Genomic DNA, 19,091 nt, shown 5'->3' on the forward strand with positions numbered 1-19,091 from the left:
GTTCGCCCCTAGATCGCGTCCGTACCGCGTTCCCCGGTACGGACCCGGATCACGGTCTCCACCGGGGTCACCCAGACCTTGCCGTCACCGATCTTGCCGGTGTGCGCGGCGTTGACGATCGCGTCGATCACCTTCTCCACGTTGCTGTCGTCGGTGAGCACCTCGACCCGCAGCTTGGCGACGAAATCAACGGCGTATTCGGCACCGCGGTAGACCTCGGTGTGCCCCTTCTGGCGGCCGTAGCCCTGGACCTCGCTGACGGTCATGCCGAGCGAACCGAGCTGCTCCAGCGCGGCGCGGATGTCGTCCAGGGTGAACGGCTTGACGATCGCGGTGATCAGCTTCATGCCTTGCTTCCTTCCAGGGCCGCCCTGTCCTTCGACGCGAGCGCAGCGGGGGTCGATCCACTGTGGCCGCCGATGCCGCCACCGGCCAAGTCGTACGCGCTCTCCGCGTGCTGCGCCTCGTCGATGCCGCTGACCTCGTCCTCCTTGCTCACCCGGAAACCGCCGGCCACCTTGATGATCCCGCCGATGATCAGCGTCAGGACGAACGAGTAACCGAGGACCGCGAACGCCGCCGCGGCCTGCTTGCCGAGCTGGCTCCAGCCGCCGCCGTAGAGCAGTCCGTCCGCACCGAGCGAGTTCACGCTGGTCGTGGCGAACAAGCCGATCAGCAAGGTGCCGACGAGACCACCGACGAGGTGCACACCGACCACGTCCAGCGAATCGTCGAACCCGAACCGGTACTTGAGGCCCACCGCCAGTGCGCAGACCGCACCGGCGACGGCACCGATCGCGATGGCGCCGAGCGGGGTCACGAAACCGCAGGCCGGGGTGATCGCGACGAGACCGGCGACCGCGCCGGAGGCAGCACCGAGGGTGGTCGGCTTGCCGAACCGCAGCTGCTCGACCAGCAGCCAGCCGAGCAGGGCGGACGCGGTGGCGACGGTGGTGTTGGTGAACGCGACACCGGCGAGGTCACCGGCGCTCAGCGCGGACCCGGCGTTGAAGCCGTACCAGCCGAACCACAGCAGCCCGGCGCCGAGCAGGACGAACGGCACGTTGTGCGGGCGGCCGGTGTCGCGCGGCCAGCCACGGCGCTTGCCGAGCACGATCGCGAGCGCCAGGCCGGCGGCACCGGCATTGATGTGCACCGCGGTGCCACCGGCGAAGTCGAGCGCCTTGAGCTTGTTGGCGATCCACCCGCCGGCCGCGTCCGGGCCGAGGAAGCCGTCGAACGAGAACACCCAGTGGGCGACCGGGAAGTACACGATCGTCACCCAGACGACGACGAACAGCGCCCAGCCCCAGAACTTCGCACGGTCGGCGATCGCACCGGAGATCAGCGCCGGGGTGATGACGGCGAACATCAGCTGGAACATGACGAACACGAGCATCGGGATCGCGTCGCCGCCCGGCCAGGCTACCGCGGGTGAGGTGTCCGTCGCCGCGGTGGCCAAGCCGACCAGCTTGCCCCACGTACCAGCCAGTCCCACGTGGTCGAAGCTGCCCAGCAGGCCGCCGAACGAGTCGTTGCCGAACGCCATCGTGAACCCGTAGAGGGTCCACAGCACGGCGACGATCGCCAGGCAGATGAAGTTCATCATCAGCATGTTCAGCACGCTCTTCACGCGGACCATGCCGCCGTAGAAGAACGCCAGACCTGGTGTCATGAGCATGACCAGCGCGGCGCTGGCCAGCACCCATGCGGTGTCTCCCGCGTTCAGCACATCGTCCTCCCGTACCCGAGGTGATGACGGCGAGTTTTGGAGCTGCGTGTTTCACCGGGCCGCACCCGGCGTTTCCCGCTCGTGAACTGTGGGGCCGCTCGTGTTACGAGCACGTTTCGCGCCGTCGGGACGCCGGGCAGCCGCCCGTCGCGGATGTGATGAGATGAGGGTATGACGAGGCCAGCACCGCTGCCGGACGCCGTTGTCGCGGCGTTGCGGTGCCCGCTGTGCGGCCGGTCCTGCACGCTCGACGGCCGCACGCTCCGCTGTCCGTCGCGGCACTCGTTCGACCTCGCGAAGCAGGGTTACGTCAACCTCCTGCACGCCGGCATCCCGGCGGGCACGGCGGACACCGCGGACATGGTCGCCGCGCGGGTGGCGTTCCTGGGTGCCGGGCACTACGCCCGGCTGCGCGACCTGATCGCCGGGGTCACCGCGGAGGCGGCTGGTGACGGCCTGGTCGTGGACGCCGGTGCCGGTACCGGGTACTACCTCGCCAGGGTGCTCGACCGGGCGCCTGCGGCGACCGGGCTGGCGCTCGACGTGTCGGCGCTCGCGGTGCGCCGCGCGGCGAAGGCGCACCCACGGCTGGGCGCCGCGGTGTGGAACCTGTGGGAGCCGTGGCCGGTGGCGTCCGGGGCGGCCGCGGTGGTGCTGAACGTGTTCGCGCCGCGCAACGGCCCGGAGTTCCACCGGGTGCTGCGGCCGGACGGGACGCTGCTCGTGGTCTCGCCGGAACCGGGGCACCTGGCCGAACTCGCGTCGCTGGCGCCGGTGCTGGAGGTGGACGCGCGGAAGGAACAACGCCTCGACGCGGCGTTGTCGGCTCACTTCGCACTGGCCTCCCGGGAGGGACTGCGCCAGCGGGTGACGCTGAAACCGCAGGAGATCCGGGACGCGGTGCGGATGGGCCCGACCGGGCACCACCCGGAGCGGCTCGCGGCGCTCGCGGACGTGACCGAACCGGCCGAGGTGACCCTCGCGTTCACGCTGTCGGTGTACCGGAGGACCACATGACGGCCGTGCCCGCGACGGCGATCACCGACCCGGACTGGCTGGCCGGGCAGCTGCGCCGCACCGCGGCGCTCTACGGCGACGGCGGGCCGGTGGTGACCGGCACCGTCTGGTGGTACTCGGTGTCGGCGATGCTGGTGACGCCCGCGCTGGACCCGCTGGTCGCGACCGGCCGGGCGATGGACCCGGCGCTGGACGCGGTGACGCTGGAGGTGGTGCCGGACGGCCGGGTGCTCGACGCCCGCTCGTCGCGGCCGCTCGGGTCCGATGTGGACGAAATCGGCAAGGCACTGGCCGGCACGCTGGACGCCGGGATCGCCGCGGTGGCGGCGGTCAGCGGCGCCGGAACCCGCGCGCTGTGCGCGATCGCGACCGATGCGATCGCGAACGTCCTGGTGTGGGCCGCGAAGACCTCAGGTGATGCCGCACGTGGAGTGGTCCTGGCCGGTCAGGTGGTCGCCGCGGTGGGCGGTCACCTGCCGCGGCCGCGGTTCGTGGACGTCGGCGGCACACCGGTGGTGCGGCGGGCGTCGTGCTGCCTGATCTACCGCACCGGCAGGGCGGCCAAGTGCGTCAGCTGCCCGCGGCAGACCCCCGCGGAACGGGCGCAGCGGTTGCGGATGACGTTCGGTTAACGGGTCAGGAAGCCGTCGAGCAGCTTGTTGACCACGTCCGGCACTTCGAGGGCCGCGAGGTGGGCCGCGTCCTCGAGGAAGACCAGTTCGGCACCGGGGATGGCGGCGGCCATCTCCTCGAGTTCCCGCGGCGGGAAGGTCGCGTCCTCGCGGCCACCGATGACCAGCACCGGGGTGCGGATCGAGGCGAGCAGCGCCCGCTGGTCGGGCCGCCGGGAGACCACGCTGGTGACCGCGAACGTCAGGGACCGCACGTCGTTGCGCCGCGCCAGCTCGATGACGCGGGCCACCACCTCCGGGCGCGTGCGCAGTGAAGTGGGCCCGAGGAACGCCTTGCCGACCGACCGGGTGAGCGGCGGGCGGATGCCGCGCAGGAGCTTCGCCATCGCGAGGAGCGCGGCGAACTCGGCCTTCTGCCGCCGTGGGGCCGCCGACGCGGTGCCGTTCATCAGGGTGCTGGTGAGCACACGATCGGGATGACGCGCGGCGAACGTGGCGCCGACCATCGCGCCCCACGAGTTGCCGAGGAAGTGCGTCCGGCCGAACCCGAGCGCGTCGAGCAGTTCGATGACCACACCGGCGCATTCGTCGAGCGTGAAGGTCCCGCGCAGGGCGCTGCTCGCGCCGTGGCCCGGCGGGTCCACCGCCACCGTGGTGAACCGTCCGGACAGGTGCTCGGCCTGCGCCTGCCACAACGTGTGGTCCATGAGCAGGCTGGGCCACATCACGATCGGGTCCCCGGAACCCCGCAGGTGCACCCGGAGGGTGCCGAGCGAGGTCGGCACGTCGCGATCTTCGTCGATCATGCGGCTACGGTACGCGGCGCCCGCCGGTTCCGCTGGCATCCGGATGCGCTCACCACGCTTGAGCCTGGCAACCGCGGAGAACACCGTGCCCGCCGGAGCCGTCCGGTCGGAGGTCGCCGCTGTCCTGGACGGCCCGCGAGCGGAAATCCGCCCGCCGGACGGGGTTTTTCCGCCGCACATGGTCCGCCGGGGACGGCCGCGCGTGTCAGACTCGGTGGTGTGACGGGAAGTTCGCCGGGCGAAGGTGGGTTGTGCTGGTCATGGCAGACGGTGTGAAGGTGACGTTCGTCGGCGGTCCGACGGTGCTGCTGGAGCTGGGCGGCAAGCGGTTCCTGGTCGATCCGACGTTCAGCCCCGCGGGCGTGCACGAGTCGGCGCCGGGGCGGCCGCTGACCAAGACCGAGGACCCGGCGCTGACCGCGGCGCAGATCGGACCGGTCGACACGGTGCTGCTGTCCCACGACCAGCACGCCGACAACCTCGACCCCGCCGGGCGGCAGTACGTCGCGGATTCCCTGCTCACGCTCACCACCCCCGGCGGTGCGCGGCGGCTGGGCGGGACCGCGCAGGGGCTGGCGCCGTGGCACCAGCTGCACATCGGGCCGGTCACGGTGACCGCCGTGCCCGCTCTGCACGGGCCGAAGGGCAGCGAGGAGGTCACCGGTGAGGTCACCGGGTTCGTGCTGACCGGCCAGGGCCTGCCGACGGTGTACGTGAGCGGCGACAACGCCTCGCTCGACGTGGTGCGTGACATCTCCCGGCGGCTGCGCAAGCTGGACCTCGCGGTGCTGTTCGCGGGCGCGGCCCGGACGTCCCTCTTCGACGGCGCTCCCCTCACCCTGACCAGCGAGGACGCCGCGGAGGCCGCGCACATCCTGCGGGCGCGCGCCATCGTGCCCGTGCACACGCGCGGGTGGGCGCACTTCAGCGAGGGTCCCGACGAGGTGCGCAAGGCGTTCGCGGGCGCCGGGTTGAGCGACCGGCTGCACGTGCTGGAGCCGGGTGAGAGCGTGGTGATCGCCTGACCCGGGGCACGTCCGCCTGCTTCCGGTTTCCGCGGACGGGCGGCTACGGTGCCGACGTGCAACTGGAAGCCGATTTCACCACCGAGCCGTTCCGCGGCGAGGGCGAACCACCCGAGCACGCCGTCCGCGCCCGCGAGGCCGCCGAGGCGGCCGGCCTGGCCGTGGACTTCGGCCCGCTCGGCACCACCGTCCGCGGCGAGGCGGACACCCTGATCGAGGCGCTCCCGGCGATCGCCAGGGCCGCGCTGACCGGCGGCGCGGACCGCCTGACCCTGCAGCTGTCCACCCCGGCCGCCGGACGCGAACCGGCCGGCGGCGCGCCCACCTCGCTGGACCGGCTCATCGTCGAGGTCGAACGGGAGCTCGGGGCGCGCCTGGCCGATCTGGACCGGCCCGGCAAGCAACGCGCCGTGCGCCTGCTGGAAGAACGGGGCGCCTTCGCGCTTCGACGCGCCGCGCCCACGGTGGCCGAGGCGCTCGGCGTCACCCGCTTCACGGTCTACAACTACCTCAACCGCGAGCCCTGATCCGCCGGCAAGCCGGGGGGTTCGTGCCTTTCCGGGTACGACGCGCGCCGCCTGGCGATCGCGGTGATCAGCGGCCTGGAGGGCGCGTTCGTGCTCAGCCGTTCCCTCCGGAGCGTGGGGCCCCTGGCGGTCGCGGGTGGGGCCGTGGTCGCGTTCGCACGAAAATTGTTGAGCGGCCGATCCAGATAGTGTTTACTGATCACATGGCCCGCACGCGTGAGTTCGACACCGACGCCGCGCTCGAACGCGCGATGGAGGTGTTCCGCGAGAAGGGCTACGAAGGAGCGTCCACCCGGGATCTGACCGGCGCCATCGGCATCGGGCCAGGCTCGCTCTACGCGGCGTTCCACAGCAAGGAGGGGCTGTACCTGGCCGCGTTGCGGCGCCACTGCGAGCACCTCGCCCATACGACGCAGCAGGCGCTCACTTCGAAGCGGTCCGCGCGGACGGTGGTGCGAGGGCTGCTGCAGCTGGCGTTCACCGGCAGCGATCCGGCGCACTGGGGGCCGGGCTGCCTCCTCCTGCGCGCCGCGACGGAGCGCGCGGGAGCCAACCCCGAACTCGACCGCATGCTCCGCGACGCGTCCCGGGCGGTGGAGGCCGCCTTCGCCGAGATCCTCGCGGATGGCCGGCGTCGCGGCGAACTCCCGCAGGACCTGGATTCGGCCGCGGCCGCGCACTTCCTCGTCACCACGCTGCAGGGACTCCGCGTGATGGCGCTGCTGGGCTCGGATCGGGCGAGCCTGTCCGCGACCGTGGAGACCGCCCTGCGGTGCCTCGGCTGATTTCTCCCGCCCAGATTATGGATCGATTGCTCAAGAAAGGTTGCCTGATGGTGCGTGGACGCGAAGTCCGGCTGGTCACCCCGCTGGACGGCCTGCCGAAGCCGGCGAACTTCGAGGTCGCCGAGGTGACCGTGCCGGAACCGGGTCCCGGTGAGGTCGTCGTGCGGAACCGGTTCTTCGTGCTCGAACCCGGGGCCCGCCTCGCGATGGAAGCCCTGAGCGCGGGCGTACCCGGGTTCGACGTGGACGGATTGCGGGCGCACACGATCGGCGAGGTGGTCGCCTCGGGCTCACCGGATTTCCGACCCGGGGACACGGTCACCCACGTGCTGGGCTGGCGCGAGTACTCGCTGACCGGGACCGGCGGGCTCACCCGGGTCGATCCGGATGCCCTGCCCTCGCTCACCGCCCACCTCGCGGGCGGGCTCACCAGCTACGTCGGGCTCACCGAGATCGGCCGGATGCGGCCCGGCGACACGGTGTTCGTCTCCAGCGCGGCGGGCACGGTGGGCAGCCTCGCCGGTCAGATGGCCCGGCTGCTCGGCGCCAGGCGCGTCATCGGAAGCGCGGGCAGCGCGGCGAAGGTGCGGTACCTCGTCGACGAACTCGGGTTCGACGCGGCGTTCGACTACCACGACGGTCGGCTCGTCGAGCAGCTCCGCGCCGCCGCGCCGGGCGGTGTCGACGTGTATTTCGACAACGTGGGCGGTCCGCACCTCGAGGCCGCGCTCGAGGTGATGAACCCGCACGGCCGGGTCGTCCTGTGCGGTGCGATGTCCCGGCAGGGCAGCGACGAGGTGCCGCCGGGGCCGTCGAACCTGCTGCAAGCCATCGCGAACCGGCTCACCCTGCGCGGGTTCACCGTCAACGAGCACCTGGACCGTGCCGCCGAGTTCACCCCGTCTTCGGGGAGTGGCTGCGCGCGGGGAAGATCCGCTATCGGGAAACGGTCGTCGACGGCCTCGACCGGGCACCGCGGGCGTTCGCCGATCTCCTGGCCGGTCGGTACACCGGCCGGGTCCTCGTGCGCGTCAGCTGACGATGTGCTCCGGACGCACCGGCACCCGCGGCAGTTCCTTGCCGGTCGCGGCGCGGATGGCCGCCACGATCGCCGGGGTGGACGAGATGGTCGGCGGCTCGCCGACGCCGCGGAGGCCGTAGGGCGCGTTCGGGTCGGCCAGCTCCAGCACGTCGATGTCCATCGGCGGCATGTCGAGCACGGTGGGGATCAGGTAGTCGGTGAACGACGGGTTGCGGATCTTCCCCTCGAGCGTCTGGATCTCCTCCATCACCGCCAGCCCGAGCCCCTGCGCCGAGCCGCCCTGGATCTGGCCCAGCACGGCCTGCGGGTTCAGCGCGCGGCCGACGTCCTGGGCGCAGTCGAGCGCGACGACCTTGACCAGGCCCAGTTCGGTGTCCACGTCCACGACCGCCCGGTGCGCGGCGAACCCGTACTGCACGTGCGCGTTCCCCGCACCGGTCTCCGGGTCGAGCACGTCGGTCGGCCGGTGCCGCCACTCCACGGTCTCGTCGATCACGTCGTCGCCGAGAACCTCCACCAGGTCGGCGACCACACCGTCCCGGGTGGACACCACCTTCCCGCCGACCAGGTCCACCTCCCCGCCCACCCCGAGCCGCCCGGCCAGCGCCGCGCGCACGGCCAGGCACGCCGCCCGCACCGCTCCCCCGGTGACGTAGGTCTGCCGGGACGCCGACGTGGAGCCCGCGTTGCCGATCGAGGTGTCGGCGGGGAGGATCGCCACCTGCTCCACGCCGAGCTCGGTGCGCACGATCTGCTGCAGCACCGTCACCAGGCCCTGGCCGACCTCGCACGCCGCGGTCTGGACCGTCGCCGCCGCCTCGCCACCCACCACGCGCAGCTGCACGCGGGCGGTCGAGTAGTCGTCGAAGCCCTCGGAGAAGCAGATGTTCTTGATGCCGACCGCGTAGCCGACGCCACGCACGACACCCTCGCCGTGCGTGGTGTTCGAGACACCGCCGGGCAGCGTCCGCAGGTCCCGTTCGCCGGACGGCTCCGGTGGCAGTGGTTTCGCGGCCACCCGCCGCACCAGCTCGGCGACCGGTGCGGGTGAGTCCACGATCTGCCCGGTCGGCATCCGGGAGCCCTCGCTCATCGCGTTGCGGACACGGACCTCGACCGGATCCAGCCCGCACGCCGCCGCCAGCTTGTCCATTTGGGACTCGTACGCGAACGCCGCCTGCACGGCCCCGAAACCGCGCATGGCGCCGCACGGCGGGTTGTTCGTGTACGCGCCCCAGCAGTCCACCACGACGTTGTCCGCGTCGTAGGGCCCCACCCCGAGCGTGGCGGCGTTGGCGACGACCGCGCTCGTGGACGAGGCGTACGCGCCGCCGTCGAGGAAGATCCGCGCCCTGACGTAGACCAGCTTCCCGTCGCGGCCGGCGCCGTGCTCGTAGTACAGCTTCGCCGGATGCCGGTGCACGTGGCCGTAGAACGACTCCTCGCGGTTGTAGACCATCTTCACCGGCTTGCCGGTGCGCAGCGCGAGCAGGCACGCGTGGATCTGGATGGACAGGTCCTCGCGGCCGCCGAACGCGCCGCCGACGCCGCCGAGCGTGAGCCGCACCTTGTCCCCGGGCAGCCCGAGCGCGGCCACGATCTGCCGCTGGTCGACGTGCAGCCACTGCGTCGCGACGTAGAGGTCGACACCGCCGTCCTCGGCGGGGACGGCCAGACCGGACTCCGGCCCGAGGAACGCCTGGTCCTGCATGCCCACCTCGTACACGCCCGACACGACCACCTCGGCGGTCGCCGAGGGGTCGCCGCGGCGGATCGGCACGTGCCGCACGACGTTGCCGTTGGGATGGACCTTCGGGCCGTCGCCGCGCACCGCCTGCTCCGCGTCGGTGACCGGGTCCAGCACCTCGTAGTCGACGCGGATGCGCCCGGCCGCCCGCCGGGCGGTCTCCGGGTGGTCGGCGGCCACGAGCGCCACCGGTTCACCCTGGTAGCGCACCACGTCGACGGCCAGCACCGGCTGGTCCGGGTGTTCCAGACCGTACCGGTTCACGCCCGGCACGTCCTCGTGCGTCAGCACCGCCTGCACGCCCGGGACCCTGAGCGCGTCGGTGATGTCGATGCCGCGGATGCGCGCGGAGGGGTGCGGGCTGCGCAGGGTCACGCCCCACACCATGTCCTCGTGCCACAGGTCCGAGGAGTAGGCGAACTCGCCGCGCACCTTGACGACCCCGTCCGGGCGGCGCGGGCTGCTGCCGATCCCCTGCGCCGTCGTCGTCCGCTCCGCCGTCGTCCGCTCCGCCGTGGTCATCGCAGCCTCCTGCTCGCCGCGGCCAGCTCACGGGCGATCGCGGCTTCGTCGCCGGTGCGGAGTTCGCCGTCGGCGACCACCGTCCGGCCACCGACGAGCAGCAGCTTCAGCGGCGGGGTGGCACCGAGCACGAGCCCGGCCACCGGGTCGTCGATTCCGGCGTGGCGCAGGCCGGTCAGGTCCCACACCGCGAGGTCGGCGAGCTTGCCGGGCTCGATCGAGCCGAGTTCGCCGTGCCGGCCCAGGCACCGCGCGCCGCCCATGGTGCCCATCCACAGCGCCTCGCGCACCGACAACGCCGTGGGGCCACCCCGTTGCCGCGCCTGCAGCAACGCCTGGTGCAGCTCCTCGCCGAGCCCGCCGGACTCGTTGGAGGCCGCGCCGTCGGCGCCGAGCCCGACCGGGGCACCGGCGTCGAGCAGGTCGCGCACCGGGGCGATGCCGGTGCCCAGCCGTCCGTTGGACGTCGGGCAGTGCGCCGACCCGGTGCGAGTCGCCCCGAGGCGGCCGACCGCGGCGCGGTCGAGGTGCACGGTGTGCGCGAGCCACACGTCATCGCCGAGCCAGCCGAGCTTGTCGGCGTATTCCGCAGGCGTGCAGCCGTTCTCGGCGACGCACTGCTCCTCCTCGTCGAGGGTTTCGGCGAGGTGCGTGTGCAGCCGCACTCCCGTGCGCCGCGCGAGTTCGGCGGCCTCGCGCATCAGCGTCTCGCTGACGGTGAACGGCGAGCACGGGCCGGCCGCGATCCGGATACGCGCGTCCGGCGCCGGATCGTGGTGGGCCGCGATGGCCGCTTCCGTGCCGAGCAACGCGGCGTCGGTGGTCTCGACCAGGGTGTCCGGTGGCAGGCCGCCGTCGGATTCGCCGCGGTCCATCGAGCCGCGCACCAGGTGCGCCCGCACCCCGATCCGGTCCGTCGCGGCGACGAGCGCCTCGATCTGGTCCAGGGCGTCCCGGGGGAAGACGTAGTGGTGGTCGGCGACGGTGGTGCAGCCGGTCAGCGCGAGGCGCGCCATCCCGGCGGCCGCGGCCGCGTGCGTGACGTCCGCGTCGAGCCGCCTCCAGATCGGGTACAGCTGGACCAGCCACTCGAACAGCGTGGCGTCGGCGGCGAGGCCGCGGGTGGCCCACTGGTACAGGTGGTGGTGGGTGTTGACCAGACCGGGCGTGATCAGGCAGCCGGAGACGTCGATCCGCGGCCCCTCCGCCGCGGCCCGTCCGGGGCCGACGGCGGTGATGGTGGCGCCGTCGAGCACCACGTGCCCATCGCGGTACTCGGTGCCACCGGCGTCGACGGTCGCGATGGCGGCGTTCTCCAGGATCAGCCTCATCGCGCCACCGCCCGCACGGCCTCCAGGATCTTCTCGTACCCCGTGCAGCGGCACAGGTTCCCGGCCAGCGCCTCGCGGATCTCCTCGTCGCCCGGGTTCGGCACCCGGTTCAGCAGGTCGTGCGCGGCGATCACCAGGCCCGGCGTGCAGAAGCCGCACTGCACCGCGCCGGCGTCCACAAAGGACTGCTGCACCGGGTCGAGCCGGTCACCCTCGGCGAGTCCCTCCACGGTGCGGACCTCGCGGCCCTCGGCCTGTCCCGCCGCGACCAGGCACGCGCACACCGGAGTGCCGTCCAGGTAGACCGTGCAGGAGCCGCATTCGCCCTGTTCACAGGCGTTCTTCGAGCCGGGCAGGCCGAGCCGCTCGCGGAGCACGAACAGCAGGCTCTCGCCCTCCCACACGTCGTCGGCCTGCCGCGCCTCGCCGTTGACCGTCACGTTCACGCGCATGTCCGTCGCCCTCCCAGGTAGTCCTGCCAGGCCCAGCCGAGCGTGCGGCGGGCGAGCACGGCCAGCGCGTGCCTGCGGTACTCCGCGGTGCCGCGCACGTCGTCGATCGGTGCGGCCGCTTCGGCGACGAGCTCGCCGAAGCGGCGCCGGACCGCATCCCCGAGCGGAGCCGGCGCGTCCCACGGCAGCTCGCCGGCGAGGAACTCCTCGGCGTCGCTCGCCCGGCGCGGCGTCGGCCCCGCCGAGCCGATCGCGGCACCGGCCCGGCGCCGCCGGGGGTCCAGCGCGACGGCGAACGAGCAGACGGCGATCACCATCGCATTGCGCGTGCCGACCTTGGCGAACTGCTGCGGCCCCGCCGCGACCGGCAGGTGCACGGCGACGATCAGCTCATCGGGCGCCAGCGCGTGCTTCTTCACGCCCACGTAGAACTCGTCGGCCGGGATCATGCGGGTGCCGCGCACGGACGCGACCTCGACCCGCGCGCCGGTGGCCAGCAGCACGGGATGCGTGTCGCCCGCGGGTGAGGCCGCCCCCAGGTTGCCGCCGACCGTGCCGCGGTTGCGGATCTGCGGCGAGCCGACCGTCCGCGCGGCCATCGCCAGCCCGGGCAGCTCATCACCCAGTTCAGTGATGACGCGGGTGTACGGAACTCCGGCGCCCAGCCGGACCGTGTCGTCGTGCGTGGCCCACCCGGCCAGCTCCGCGATCCGGGTCAGGTCGAGCAACGCCGCCGGGCGGCGGTGGTCGAAGTTGAGCTCGACCATGACGTCCGTGCCGCCCGCGAGGGGCACGGCCTCCGGGCGCTCGGCCTTGGCGGCGAGCGCCTCGGCGAGCGTCGCCGGTCGCAGGAAGTCCATGCCCAGCAGTAGACGCCCGGGACACGCGCACCGGCAACGGCGCCTCGGCACGAACCGACAGCGGCGGGACGCCGCCCGGTTGTGCTTTCCTACAAACCTGATGACGACCGTGCGGACACTGCTGGAGATCCCGGAACTGCGGCTGCGGCTGCGCACCGGCGCCGGGCGGCTCGGCTGCGCGGTCAGCCGGATCTACGTGACCGAGCTGCCCGACCCCAGCCGGTACGTCTCGGCGGGCGAGGTCGTCCTGACCGGCTTGCTGTGGTGGCGCGAACCGGGCGATGCGGAACCGTTCGTCGCCGCGCTCGCCCGGGCCGGGGTCGCCGCGCTGGCCGCCTCCGGTGCCGACACCGGCGGCATCCCCCCGGACGTCGTGCAGGCGTGCACGCGGCATCGCATCCCGCTGCTGGAGGTGCCGGCCGACCTGTCGTTCGCGGTGATCACCGAGCGGGTGGTGCTGGAGCTGGCCGCGGCGCGGGGCGGGGAGCCGAGCGCCGCGCGCAAGCGCTTGCTGGCCGCCGCGACCGAGGACATCTCGCTGCCGGCGCTGGTGCGGCAGGGCGCGGTCGAACTGGGCGCGCCGTGCTGGGTCCTGTCGGCCACGGGGCGAGTCGTCGCGGGACCGGCGGATCCCCCCGACGACCTCGCCGGCCTTCCGGACCTCGCTGAGCACGTCGTGCCCGGCCGCGACCTGACGGTCCACGACGGGTACTCGCTGATTCCCATCGGCGGCAGCTTCGCGGTGCCGTGGCTGCTGGTGGTCGGGCACCCGGAACCGGGTGAGCTGGCCGGGGAGCTCGCCGATCTGGTGCGGCTGGCCCGGGCGCGGACGGACCAGGTGCGGCGCACGGCCGCCCGCCCTGCCGAACCGTTGCTGCACGCACTGGCCGGCGGTGGGCCGGTCGCCGACGCCGTCGCCGCCGCCGGCTTGCCGGAGGACAGCGAGATCCGGGTACTGATCGCGCGAGCCCCCGACGACGGCCCGGACCTCGCGGCGGAGGTGCTGGCCGAACTGCTCGCGGAGGCGCGGCCGGTGGTCGGCGTTCTCGGCGGGGACGCCTGCGCCCTGGTCGCGGGCCAGGGCAACTGGATGCGGGTGGCGGCCGAGGGCCTGGCCCGGGCGGACCGGCTGATGTCGTGGTCACGCTTCCGGCTGGGTTCCGGCGGCCCCGCGGGGGTGGACGGTCTGCACGGCGCGACGCAGGAGGCGCGGCACGCGGTCGAGCTGGCGGCCCGCCGCGGCGGGCGGATCGAGCTGGTCGCGGGCGAGGACCTCGCGGTGCACCAGCTGCTGGCCGCCGGTGCGCCGGACGAGCTGCGCCGCTCGGTGCGCGAGCGGGTGCTCGGGCCGCTGCTCGCCTACGACGCGGCGCAGGGCACGGACCTGGTGCACACCGTGCGGGTCTACCTGGAGTGCTCTTCGTCGCCGACGGCGGCGGCGCGGGCGCTGCACGTCCACGTCAACACCCTGCGGTACCGCATCACCCGGGCATCGGAGCTGCTCGGGGTGGACCTCAACGACTTCGTCACGCAGGTGGACGTCTACCTCGCGCTTCAAGTTACCGTCTAAACGCGCTAACTGGTAACGTCCGCGCCATGGAGCGATTCGAGACGCCGGGCGGCACAGTGCGCTGGACGCGGTCCGGTGCGGGCTCGCCCGTGGTATTGATGCACGGCACGCCCTTCTCGTCGTACGTCTGGCGCGATGTCGCGGCGGCACTGGCAGACCGGCACGAAGTGTTCGCGTGGGACATGCTGGGATACGGGCAGTCCGAGAAACGGGCCGGTCAGGACGTGTCGCTGGGCACGCAGGCGAAGATTTTCACGTCGCTGCTGGAGCACTGGGGCCTGGACGAACCGGCGGTGGTGGCGCACGACTTCGGCGGCGTGGTGTCGCTGCGCGCCCACCTGCTGCACGGCGCGCGGTACCGCCGGCTCGCGCTGGTGGACGCGGTGGCGATCGCACCCTGGGGCACGTCGTTCTTCCGGCTGGTGCGCGAGAACGCGGCTGTCTTCGAGCGCCTGCCGGCCCACCTGCACGAAGCGATCGTGCGCACCCAGACGGCGACGGCGTCCCGGCCGGGCCTGCGTGCTGAGGTGCTGGACCGGCTGGCGCAGCCGTGGCTCGGCGACGACGGCCAGGCCGCGTTCTACCGGCAGATGGCGCAGGCGGACCAGCGCTTCACCGACGAGATCGAGCCCCTGCTGGGTTCGCTGAACCTGCCGGTGCTGGTGTGCTGGGGCGAGGCGGACGAGTGGCTGCCCGTCGAGCGGGGCAAGGACCTCGCGTCCCGCATCCCGGGCGCACGGCTACGGCTGTTGCCCGGCGCGGGTCACCTGGTGCAGGAGGACGCGCCGGCCGCACTCACCGCCACCCTGCTGGACTTCCTCGCCACCTGACCGCACGGGAGCGCGGGACTCGCGATCGCCGCGGGTCCCACGCTCCCGGCCGGGGCTACTTGATCCGCTCGTAGGCGGGCAGGGTCAGGAAGTCGACGAACTCGTCGGCGAGCGCGACCTCCTCGAACACCTCGATCGCCGGGGCGAGCAGGTCGGCCGGGATCTGCCCGTCGAGCTCCTTGCGGACGTCGTCGAGCACCGACCTGACCAGCTCGCGGGTGACCTTCTGGCCGTTGTCGAGCTCCGTGCCGTTCTGCACCCACTGCCAGATCTGCGACCGCGAGATCTCCGCGGTGGCGGCGTCCTCCATCAGGTTGTGGATGCCCGCCGCGCCGTTGCCGCCCAGCCACGAGGCGATGTAGCGGACGCCGACGTCGACCGCGCCGCGCAGGCCGGCCTCGGTGGCGCTGCCCTCGGTGCTCGCCACGTCGAGCAGCTGGTCCGCGGTGACCGAGACGTCCTCACGCAGCCTGTCGAGCTGGTTCGGCTTGTCGCCGAGGACCTTGTCGAACTCCTCCTTGCACAGCTCGACCATGCCCGGGTGCGCGACCCACGAGCCGTCGAACCCGTCGTTCGCCTCGCGCGCCTTGTCGGCGTGCACCTTCTTGGAGGCGTTCTCGTTGACCTCGGGGTCCTTGCTCGGGATGAACGCCGCCATGCCGCCGATCGCGAACGCGCCGCGCTTGTGGCAGGTGCGCACCAGCAGCTCGGTGTAGGCACGCATGAACGGCGCCGTCATGGTGACGCTGTTGCGGTCGGGCAGCACGAACTTCTCGCCCGCGTCGCGGAAGTACTTGATGACGCTGAACAGGTAGTCCCAGCGGCCTGCGTTGAGGCCCGAGGCGTGCTCGCGCAGCTCGTAGAGGATCTCCTCCATCTCGAACGCGGCCGGGATGGTCTCGATCAGCACCGTGGCGCGGATGGTGCCGTGCTCGATGCCCAGCTCCTTCTCGGCCCAGGAGAACACGTCGTTCCACAGGCGGGCCTCGAGGTGGCTTTCCATCTTCGGCAGGTAGAAGTACGGGCCCTTGTCACTGGCCAGCAGGGCGCGGACGTTGTGGAAGAAGTACAGGCCGAAGTCGACGAGCGCGCCGACGCCCTTGCGGCCGTCGAAGGTCAGGTTGTGCTCGTCGAGGTGCCAGCCGCGCGGGCGGACCACGATCGTCGCCAGCGGGGCGTCCTTGCGCAGCTCGTAGTGCTTGCCGTTCGAGTCGAGCTCGATCGTGCCGCGGATGGCGTCGGACAGGTTGACCTGCCCGCCGACGACGTTGTGCCAGTGCGGGGTGTTGGCGTCCTCGAAGTCGGCCAGCCACACCTTGGCGCCCGAGTTGAGCGCGTTGATCGTCATCTTGCGCTCGGTCGGACCGGTGATCTCCACGCGCCGGTCGCGCAGGGCGGGCGGCGCCTCGGCGACCTTCCAGTCGCCCTCGCGGATCTCCTTGGTCTCGGGGAGGAAGTCCAGGCGCCCGGTGCGCTTGGCCTCCTCGCGTCGCTTCGCGCGCGCGGCGAGCAGCTCGTCGCGGCGGGCCGCGAAGTTCGTGTGCAGCCCGGCCAGGAAGTCCAGCGCTTCCCGGGTCAGGATCTCGTCGCCTCGCTCGACGGCGCCGCCGAGCACCTGGACGTCAGCCATGCGGAACACTCCCAGAAGGACTTGCGGTTTGGTTTTTACATCCCGGACTATAGTTTCTGCATAGCGGAAGCTCAATGTGAGGAGACGCGGTGGCCGAAGAGAAGGTGGGACGGGACGGCGGGGTCGGCGGGGTCGGCGGGGTCGGCGGGGTCCAGTCGCTGCGCCGCGCGTTCGAACTGCTCGAGCGGCTGGCGGACACCGGCGGTGAGGCCAGCCTGTCCGAGCTCGCGGCCAGCTCGGGTTTGCCGATGCCGACGATCCACCGCCTGATCCGCACGCTCGTGCAGCTCGGCTATGTGCGGCAGAACACCAACCGGAGGTACGCGCTCGGCGCCCGGCTCATCCGCCTGGGTGAGAACGCGAGCATGCAGTTCGGCGCCTGGGCGCGCCCGCTGCTGGCCGAACTGGTCGAAGCGACCGGCGAGACGGCCAACCTGGCGGTCCTGGAGCGCGACGAGGTGGTGTACGTGTCGCAGGTGCCGTCGAAGCACTCGATGCGGATGTTCACCGAGGTCGGGCGGCGCGTGCTGCCGCACGGCACCGGGGTCGGGAAGGCGATCCTGTCGCAGCTGCCCACCGAGGAGGTGCGGGCGCTGCTGAGCCGCACCGGGATGCCCGCCTACACCGACCACACCTTCACCGATCCGGATGCGCTGCTGGCCCACCTGGCGCAGGTGGCGGCGCAGGGTTACGCGGTGGACGAGAGCGAGCAGGAGCTGGGGGTGCGGTGTGTCGCCGTTGCCTTGACCGGCACCCCGGCCCCGGCGGCGGTCTCGGTGTCCGGCCCGTCCGGCCGGTTGACGCTGGACGCGGTCTCGCGGATCGCCCCGCTGGTGCAGGCCACCGCGGCGACGTTGTCGACCTACCTGGAGGAGAGCGCCTGAGTCGGCCCGCCGACCGGGGAACGGCCAACACGGCGCCACCAGCGGCCAACACGCCGGCGCCCGGCGTGTTGGCCGGTCTGGGTGGTGACAAAAAGAGGAGCGCGCCGCCCTCCCCTGCGGCGCGCCCGTTCCTACCCTGACGTGGCTCGGCCTCGCTTGTACAGCGTTACCCGACACCCCCACCCGAACGAGTGACGGCGCTCATCCCAGCAAGGCGTCGACGAAGGCGGCCGGCTCGAAGGGCGCCAGGTCGTCCGGCCCTTCGCCCAGTCCCACGAGCTTGACGGGCACGCCGAGCTCCCGCTGGACCTGGAACACGATGCCGCCCTTGGCGGTCCCGTCGAGCTTGGTCAGCACGATCCCGCTGACGTCCACGACCTCGCGGAACACCCGGGCCTGCATCAGGCCGTTCTGGCCGGTCGTCGCGTCCAGGACGAGGAGCACCTCGTCCACCTTGGCCTGCTTCTCCACCACCCGCTTGACCTTGCCGAGCTCGTCCATCAAGCCGGTCTTGGTGTGCAGCCGCCCCGCCGTGTCGATCAGCACCGCGTCGACACCGGCGGTCACGCCGCGCTTGACCGCGTCGAACGCCACCGACGCCGGGTCGGCACCCTCCTTGCCGCGCACCACCTCGGCCCCGACCCGCTCCGACCAGGTCTGCAACTGGTCGGCGGCCGCGGCGCGGAAGGTGTCCGCCGCGCCGAGCAGGACCTCACTGCCCTGCGCGACCAGCACTCGCGCGAGCTTGCCGGTGGTGGTGGTCTTGCCGGTGCCGTTCACCCCGGCGACCAGGACGACCGCCGGCTGCTTGGCGCCGTCCACGGTGTGCGCCAGCGCGCGCACCGAGCGGTCCCAGTTCGGGTGCAGCGCATCGGTCAGCACCGTCTTGAGCACGGTGCGCGCCTCCGCCGAGGTCCGCACGGCACGCGCGGTCAGCTCGGTGCGCAGCTTCTCCACGATCTCGGTGGTGGTGGCCGCTCCGAGGTCCGCCATCAGCAGCGTGTCCTCGACGTCCTGCCACGAGTCCTCGTCGAGGTCACCGGCGCCGAGCAGGCCGAGCAGGCTCTGCCCGAACATCGACCGCGACTTCGACAAGCGGCCGCGCAGCCGCTCGATCCGCCCGCCGACCGGCTCCGGCTCCTCGACCGCGACGGCCGACGGCTCCGGTTCCCGGGCGGCCGGGACCTGCGGCGCCTCGGTGACCGGCGGCGCAGCCGGGGTCTCGGGTGCGGGCGGCACCGACGGGACTTCGGTGTCCGGCGGTGCGGCTCCGGCCTCCGGCAGGCCCACGTCGACGATGCCGCGGCGGGGCGCGTCACGGGGCACGGACGCGTCGTCGCCGACGCCGGGCTGCCCGTCGACCTCGGTGCGCTCGCCCGCGGGGTGCTCGGGCGGTTCGACCGTCTCCGTCTTCTGCCCACCAGGCGCCAGGGCGATACCGCCACCGGCCTGGTAGCCCCCGCCTCTCGGCGGCTTCGTCTCCCGCTCGGCCTCGGCCTCGGTCAGGCTGATCTTGCGCCGGCGGGCGACGACCAGACCGCTGATGAGGAGGATCGCCAGCAGGACGACGACCACCAGGATGATCCAGAACCAGAGGTTTTCCGCCACGTCGTCATCCTCGCATCCGTTGACCGGCCGGGCAGGGCACCCCTCACGGACTCGGCTGGGACAAGAAATCACCGGATGTCTTGCGTTCCGG

17 protein-coding genes and 1 pseudogene are annotated in these 19,091 nt (G+C 72.6%); 9 read left to right on the forward strand and 9 right to left on the reverse strand.

The genetic code is table 11. The features are described from left to right. Window positions 1-8: 8 nt before the first annotated feature. Complete coding sequence (locus FHX45_RS08770; RefSeq protein ID WP_167098519.1) at window positions 9-347, reverse strand: P-II family nitrogen regulator; 339 nt, start codon at window positions 345-347, stop codon at window positions 9-11. Beyond that, on the reverse strand, window positions 344-1,732 hold the full coding sequence (locus tag FHX45_RS08775) for an ammonium transporter (protein WP_167098522.1): 1,389 nt from the start codon (window positions 1,730-1,732) through the stop codon (window positions 344-346). Before FHX45_RS08775 ends, FHX45_RS08770 begins: the two co-directional genes overlap by 4 nt. A gap of 171 nt (window positions 1,733-1,903) precedes the next feature. Here FHX45_RS08775 and FHX45_RS08780 point away from each other — a divergent pair, with 171 nt between their 5' ends. After that, window positions 1,904-2,749: a putative RNA methyltransferase gene (locus FHX45_RS08780; RefSeq protein WP_167098525.1), complete on the forward strand. Its 846-nt coding sequence runs from the start codon at window positions 1,904-1,906 to the stop codon at window positions 2,747-2,749. Then, window positions 2,746-3,381: a (2Fe-2S)-binding protein gene (locus tag FHX45_RS08785; RefSeq protein WP_167098528.1), complete on the forward strand. Its 636-nt coding sequence runs from the start codon at window positions 2,746-2,748 to the stop codon at window positions 3,379-3,381. The genes FHX45_RS08780 and FHX45_RS08785 overlap by 4 nt, the downstream gene beginning before the upstream one ends. On the opposite strand, the gene FHX45_RS08790 is transcribed toward FHX45_RS08785, so the two are convergent. Continuing rightward, entirely contained in the window at window positions 3,378-4,187 is an 810-nt protein-coding gene (locus FHX45_RS08790) for an alpha/beta fold hydrolase (RefSeq protein ID WP_167098531.1), read from the reverse strand. The genes FHX45_RS08785 and FHX45_RS08790 overlap by 4 nt on opposite strands. A gap of 251 nt (window positions 4,188-4,438) precedes the next feature. Between FHX45_RS08790 and FHX45_RS08795 the strand changes: the two genes are divergently transcribed. The 4 genes and pseudogenes from FHX45_RS08795 to FHX45_RS08810 all read left to right on the forward strand — a co-directional run. Next, window positions 4,439-5,212, forward strand: a complete 774-nt coding sequence (locus tag FHX45_RS08795) for an MBL fold metallo-hydrolase (protein WP_341771399.1) — start codon at window positions 4,439-4,441, stop codon at window positions 5,210-5,212. A 56-nt stretch (window positions 5,213-5,268) separates the two neighbouring features. Further along, entirely contained in the window at window positions 5,269-5,739 is a 471-nt protein-coding gene (locus tag FHX45_RS08800) for a helix-turn-helix domain-containing protein (RefSeq protein ID WP_167098536.1), read from the forward strand. A 203-nt stretch (window positions 5,740-5,942) separates the two neighbouring features. Next, window positions 5,943-6,524, forward strand: coding sequence for a TetR/AcrR family transcriptional regulator (locus tag FHX45_RS08805; RefSeq protein WP_167098539.1), 582 nt, complete (start codon window positions 5,943-5,945; stop codon window positions 6,522-6,524). Between the two features lie 47 nt (window positions 6,525-6,571). Next, window positions 6,572-7,336, forward strand: a pseudogene (locus FHX45_RS08810) (zinc-binding dehydrogenase); the annotation flags it as partial. Between the two features lie 219 nt (window positions 7,337-7,555). On the opposite strand, the gene pucD reads toward FHX45_RS08810, so the two are convergent. Genes pucD through FHX45_RS08830 form a run of 4 tightly spaced genes read right to left on the reverse strand, consistent with a single transcriptional unit; the run spans window position 7,556 to window position 12,478 of the window. Beyond that, complete coding sequence (gene pucD, locus FHX45_RS08815) at window positions 7,556-9,835, reverse strand: xanthine dehydrogenase subunit D (RefSeq protein ID WP_167098541.1); 2,280 nt, start codon at window positions 9,833-9,835, stop codon at window positions 7,556-7,558. Continuing rightward, window positions 9,832-11,166, reverse strand: coding sequence for an 8-oxoguanine deaminase (locus FHX45_RS08820; protein WP_167098544.1), 1,335 nt, complete (start codon window positions 11,164-11,166; stop codon window positions 9,832-9,834). The genes pucD and FHX45_RS08820 overlap by 4 nt, the downstream gene beginning before the upstream one ends. Next, complete coding sequence (locus tag FHX45_RS08825) at window positions 11,163-11,618, reverse strand: (2Fe-2S)-binding protein (protein ID WP_167098547.1); 456 nt, start codon at window positions 11,616-11,618, stop codon at window positions 11,163-11,165. Before FHX45_RS08825 ends, FHX45_RS08820 begins: the two co-directional genes overlap by 4 nt. Next, complete coding sequence (locus FHX45_RS08830; protein ID WP_167098550.1) at window positions 11,609-12,478, reverse strand: FAD binding domain-containing protein; 870 nt, start codon at window positions 12,476-12,478, stop codon at window positions 11,609-11,611. Before FHX45_RS08830 ends, FHX45_RS08825 begins: the two co-directional genes overlap by 10 nt. 100 nt (window positions 12,479-12,578) lie before the next feature. Between FHX45_RS08830 and FHX45_RS08835 the strand changes: the two genes are divergently transcribed. Both FHX45_RS08835 and FHX45_RS08840 read left to right on the forward strand, forming a co-directional pair. Continuing rightward, window positions 12,579-14,048, forward strand: coding sequence for a PucR family transcriptional regulator (locus FHX45_RS08835; protein WP_167098553.1), 1,470 nt, complete (start codon window positions 12,579-12,581; stop codon window positions 14,046-14,048). 26 nt (window positions 14,049-14,074) lie between these two features. Continuing rightward, window positions 14,075-14,878 carry an alpha/beta fold hydrolase gene (locus tag FHX45_RS08840; RefSeq protein ID WP_167098556.1) on the forward strand — a complete coding sequence of 268 codons (804 nt, stop codon included), beginning with the start codon at window positions 14,075-14,077 and terminating at the stop codon, window positions 14,876-14,878. A gap of 55 nt (window positions 14,879-14,933) precedes the next feature. Here the strand turns inward: FHX45_RS08840 and aceB are convergent, their stop codons facing one another. Continuing rightward, entirely contained in the window at window positions 14,934-16,508 is a 1,575-nt protein-coding gene (gene aceB / locus FHX45_RS08845) for a malate synthase A (RefSeq protein ID WP_167098559.1), read from the reverse strand. 89 nt (window positions 16,509-16,597) lie between these two features. Here aceB and FHX45_RS08850 point away from each other — a divergent pair, with 89 nt between their 5' ends. Next, window positions 16,598-17,392 carry an IclR family transcriptional regulator gene (locus FHX45_RS08850; RefSeq protein ID WP_341771400.1) on the forward strand — a complete coding sequence of 265 codons (795 nt, stop codon included), beginning with the start codon at window positions 16,598-16,600 and terminating at the stop codon, window positions 17,390-17,392. Window positions 17,393-17,593: 201 nt separating this feature from the next. On the opposite strand, the gene ftsY is transcribed toward FHX45_RS08850, so the two are convergent. After that, window positions 17,594-19,000 (reverse strand): signal recognition particle-docking protein FtsY, encoded by a 1,407-nt coding sequence (gene ftsY / locus FHX45_RS08855; RefSeq protein WP_167098562.1) that lies wholly within the window; start codon window positions 18,998-19,000, stop codon window positions 17,594-17,596. Between the last annotated feature and the right edge of the window lie 91 nt (window positions 19,001-19,091).

The sequence above is a fragment of the Amycolatopsis granulosa genome (genome assembly GCF_011758745.1).
Taxonomy (GTDB): domain Bacteria; phylum Actinomycetota; class Actinomycetes; order Mycobacteriales; family Pseudonocardiaceae; genus Amycolatopsis_E; species Amycolatopsis_E granulosa.